The organism is Marinagarivorans sp. (assembly GCF_982758155.1).
This window is the reverse complement of record NZ_CEXWTU010000302.1, coordinates 1-4,925: the sequence shown is the minus strand read 5'-3', so window position 1 is coordinate 4,925 and position 4,925 is coordinate 1. Positions and strand designations below refer to the sequence as shown.

Below are 4,925 nucleotides of genomic sequence, written 5' to 3'. Positions count from 1 at the left end.
GGCAAGTATTATTGGATAAAGTATTTTTTCCTCGGCCCTAATAGCCGGCTATTGCAAATATTTTCAACGAAGGCAAGCGTGCACCCAGGAATTCAAAAACGGGAAGTTATTTCATGCACGCCCCTAACCACCAATGAAAGGCTCGCCATGAAATACCTGCTTATTATATTCCTACTCCCGCTGTTACTCTCTAGCCACATAGTAAATGCACAAGAAAGCCCCGTAATCCCAGGAAAAATAGCTAAAGGCGGGCAAGAAATTTCGATTCCGATGGGTGATTTAAATATGTACGGCGTACTTTATACACCAACAAAATCTGTCGAAAAATTACCCGCTATTATATTGGTGCACGGCTGGATGCCATACAACAAAAACCCAGGCATGGAATACAGCTACCCTGCCAAAGAGTTTTCCGAGATGGGCTTTATTACGCTATCGGTCACACTTAGAGGCTGGAAGCCTACCGGCGGGAAAGACGATTGCGGCTACCGCCAACCTAAAGATATTATTAAAGCCGTAAAATGGCTAGCCAACCATCCCAATGTTGACCCAACGCGTATCGCACTATGGGGGCAATCTTTAGGTGGGCAAGTCGTGCTTTCGGCGGCAATTGAAGAGCAGGTTAAAGCGACTGTGGCTTATTTCCCTATTACAGACTTTAGGCTTTGGGGGGTAACCACCAACCACGCCGATTTAATGAAAAACGAGTATATCTATGGCATGTGTGCCAAAGATGGAACCCCCGAAGAGCGCTCGCCACTTTACACAGCGGATAAAATTACTGGTGCCGTTTTGTTTATGCATGGAGATGAAGATAAAAATGTCGTTATCACTCACAGCCAATTAATGCATCAAAAAATGCTAGAAGCCAAACTCGACTCCACACTTTACGTCGCTAAAAAAGGGAATCACGGCTCCGGTGGCCCCGGCTGGGAAAACCATAACGAGAAAGCCATAAATTTTATAAAAGAAAAGCTGAAATAATCATAGGTATAGTGCATGACAAACACCACGCCATTCGAGCGCCTAAAGATCTTGTCCCAAAAGATCCTACCATTCCTGTGGTGTTTCTATGCCCAAACCGTTGCTAGCCAAACGTTTATGCAGGATTTCAATTTAGCTGCAATTGAAAGAACCAAGCATGCCGTCATATATAACGGCGCCTATGTTGCTATTGATTACCCGAATGGCGATGTGCCTGCAAATACCGGCGTTTGTACCGATGTACTCATTCGAGCGTACCGTAGTATTGGTGCAGATTTACAGCAGCTTGTACACGAAGATATGGCATTACATTTTTCGCTATACCCCTCGCGACGAATATGGGGCCTTACCCGCCCCGATAAAAACGTTGACCACCGCCGAGTGCCAAACCTGCAAACATTTTTCACTCGAAACGGCCAAACACTTACGGTTAGCGCCAATGCTGTGGATTATCAAACCGGCGATATAGTGACGTGGAAGCTAGCCGGAAACTTGCCGCATATTGGCATTGTCAGCGAACAAAAATCGCCCGCAACCGGCAACCCTCTGATTGTGCACAATATTGGCCAAGGCCCCAAGCTAGACGATATGCTTTTCGATTACCCCGTCACTGGACACTACCGTTACGTACCTAGTCACTTTAGTGATACGGCTAACAATCCATAGTATGCCGCCCGTCAAGTATTAAGGCCGACAAATACTGAATATCGAAATAAAGTTTGCCTGTAAGCGCAAGACCCTGTACGGTGCCCGCAAGTTTGAAATATAGACGTTTTTAACGTTCTGTTTGTCGTAGATTTACAGGCTAGAGGAACAACTAGCCGGCTGAAGCCCTAAAAGGGTTAATAATTCTAGCCACATCGATATGCCTTTGACCATATCACTCTTGTAAGTCCCTCCTTTCCGTTTAAATCCTATTGAACTTCATACTCACTAGCCATTGGCTAACGCTGTATTCGCCCTGTACCTGCTTAATTTTTGCCGCAGTTTACACCGCGCCTAAGCCTGCCAATACGCTAAAACCAAGACTATACCTGCCAGCAAATAGGCTGCATTTATTGTTAAGCATTACGCACCCCCATTAAAGACCTCACACGATGTGAGTACTTTTAGCCCCAAAATGATTAATTCACCGGCTCACTTAAAATGACAAGAGCAACGGTAGAGGGCTAATTAACCAAGAGAGATTATGACTAAGCATTCCAATACCAAAGATTCTAAATCTGCCATTAATAGCGCCGATTACGAGAAATATGACAACCCCATTCCCAGTCGCGAATTCCTGCTAGAAACTATCATTAAAAGCAAAGCTGTCGTTAACCGCGATAAGTTAGCCGTTATATTAGAGCTACACAGCGACGAACAACAAGAAGCCTTGCGCCGCCGCTTGCGTGCAATGGAACGCGACGGGCAAGTGAGCTACAGCCGCGAAAAAGGCTACGCGCCTGTCGACCCCGCCGAGATTCACACCGGCGTAATTATTGGCCACAAAGAAGGCTTTGGCTTTTTCAAAGAAGCCGGTGTTGAGCGCGACCTTTTTGTACCGCGCCACCAAATGCGCCGCGTTTTTGATGGTGACACCGTTCAAGCGCGCGTCAGCGGATTAAACCAACAAGGCCGTGAAGAGATCGCGATTCTCGATATTGTATCGCGTGGCAAAAGCCAAATTACTGGGCAATTGAAATACGCTAGCGCACGCTATTATGTTGAAGCCGAAAACACGCGTATCATTCACGAAATAACCGTTGAAGAAGACCAGTTAAGTGGCGCTGAGCCGGATCAGCTCGTGGTTGTAGAAATCACGAACTACCCAACGTTCAAGCATCCTGCAACGGGTCGAATCACCCAAGTACTGGGAGACCGCGACGATGCCGGCATCGAAATTACGCTCGCATTGAATAATCACGAAATCGCGCATCAATGGCCACAATCGGTACTGTCCGATGCTCAAAAGCTAGGTGGCGCCGTTAGCGAACAAGATAAAGCACACCGCATCGACTTACGCCAAAAAGCCTTTGTCACTATTGATGGTGACGACGCCAGAGACTTTGATGATGCCGTCTATTGTGAGCCTATAGCTTCAGGTGGCTGGACATTAATGGTCGCCATTGCCGATGTTTCGCATTATGTGCATAACGGCAGCGCATTAGATAAAGAAGCTTATAGCCGTGGCACCTCCGTTTACTTCCCGGGCATGGTTGTTCCAATGCTGCCCGAAGCGCTATCAAATGGCCTTTGCTCACTAAACCCCGAAGTAGATCGCCTTGTAATGGTCTGCGAGATGACCCTTAACGCTGCCGGCAAGATGACCGATCATTGTTTTTTTGAAGGTGTTATTCATTCACATGCACGCCTCACTTACGACCAAGTGAACACGATGCTCAATGAGTCTGAATCGCCTGCTGGCCAAAAACTCACGCAAAAGTTTTCGGCGCTGATCGACAAAATTCATGATTTAAACAGCCTCTACAAATGTTTAAGCAAGGCACGCGGGCAACGCGGGGCTATCGATTTCGAAACCCAAGAAGTTAAATTCAGTTTTACTGAAGCGCGTAAAATCGCCGCTATTCATCCCGTTGTTCGCAACGATGCGCACAAACTTATTGAAGAGTGCATGCTGTGCGCGAACGTGGCCACAGCTTTATTCCTTAAGAAGCACACGCCGTTTTTAGCACGGCACACATTGCCCGCGTTATTTCGTGTGCATAAGGGGCCGCAAGCAAAAAAACTGACCAGCATGCGTGAGTTCCTCAGCAGTAAAGCCTTAACTTTAGGCGGTGGCGACACGCCCACACCTAAGCACTACGCCGCGCTACTGAATAGCATCAAGGGCCGACAAGATGCGGATGCCATACAAACAATTATGCTGCGCTCGTTAAGCCAAGCACAATACAGTGCCGACAACCTTGGCCACTTTGGCTTAGCTTACGGTGCCTACTCGCACTTTACCTCGCCGATTCGTCGCTACCCCGACCTTTTAGTGCATCGCGCTATTCGTGCCGTTATTCGCAGCACACCAGCAACACCCAGCTTGGGCGCTAAACTTAAACAGCTTTTCGGTTTAGGCAATAACCACGTGCGCTTAGCCGCCGACGCTAAAGCCCCCATAAAACCACTCAAAACGCATTACAGCGCCGCAGAGTTTGCCGATATCGCCAACCACTGCTCGCTGTTATCGCGCCGCGCCGATAAGGCAAGCTGGGATGTAGAGGCAGCCTTAAAGTGCCATTACATGCTGGACAAAGTGGGCGAAGAATATACCGCCACCGTTAATGGCGTTATGCACTTTGGTTTATTCATTGATTTAGCCGACACGAAAATAGAAGGCTTAATCCACATTACCGCGATGGATGATGATTACTACCACTTTGATGCCGCCAGCCAAAAGCTCAGTGGCGAGCGCCATCAAAATACCTATGAAATCGGTGATACGGTTCAGGTAAAAGTCGCGCGCGTTGATATGGAAGCCCACAAAGTGGAATTTGTATTAGCCGCCGCCTCCGAGAAAAAAGCAGCCGGCAAAAAACGCTCACGCCGCGGACCAAATCGCCACTAGGCGCTACTCGGTTAAGGGCCGAGGAAAAAATACTTTATCCAATAATACTTACCTCCCGCTTCCTCAACCGCGTTGCTCAAAGCGTTACATGCCCCGGCATGCGCCCCTTCGAGCGCCTTGTTGAGAAAGCAGGCGCCCTCGTCTAATTGGACAAACTATTATTGCCTCGCCCCTAACCCGAAATTCAAGGAGGAAATAAGTAGAAATCAGTATTGGCGGATGGCATCGTCCCTAAGGGGCGACGCCATGCTTTGGGCAACTAAGACAAGGGAATAAGTAACGGTTTTTCCCCTTCGCAGCTTACCTTATTGATAAAACAAACACGAAACCGTTAGGGCCGAGGAAAAAATACTTTATCCAATAATACTTGCCTCCTACTTCCTCA

Annotated in this window: 3 protein-coding genes; all 3 read left to right on the top strand. The window is 47.7% G+C overall.

Annotation, left to right across the window (positions count from 1 at the left end; genetic code table 11):
- On the top strand, positions 1-984 hold a 984-nt coding region (locus AC3A8L_RS19820), incomplete at its 5' end, for an alpha/beta hydrolase family protein (protein ID WP_487964002.1).
- Between the two features lie 15 nt (positions 985-999).
- Positions 1,000-1,650 (top strand): DUF1287 domain-containing protein, encoded by a 651-nt coding sequence (locus AC3A8L_RS19815; RefSeq protein WP_487964001.1) that lies wholly within the window; start codon positions 1,000-1,002, stop codon positions 1,648-1,650.
- A gap of 523 nt (positions 1,651-2,173) precedes the next feature.
- Entirely contained in the window at positions 2,174-4,540 is a 2,367-nt protein-coding gene (gene rnr, locus AC3A8L_RS19810; RefSeq protein ID WP_487964000.1) for a ribonuclease R, read from the top strand.
- The last annotated feature ends 385 nt before the right edge of the window (positions 4,541-4,925 follow it).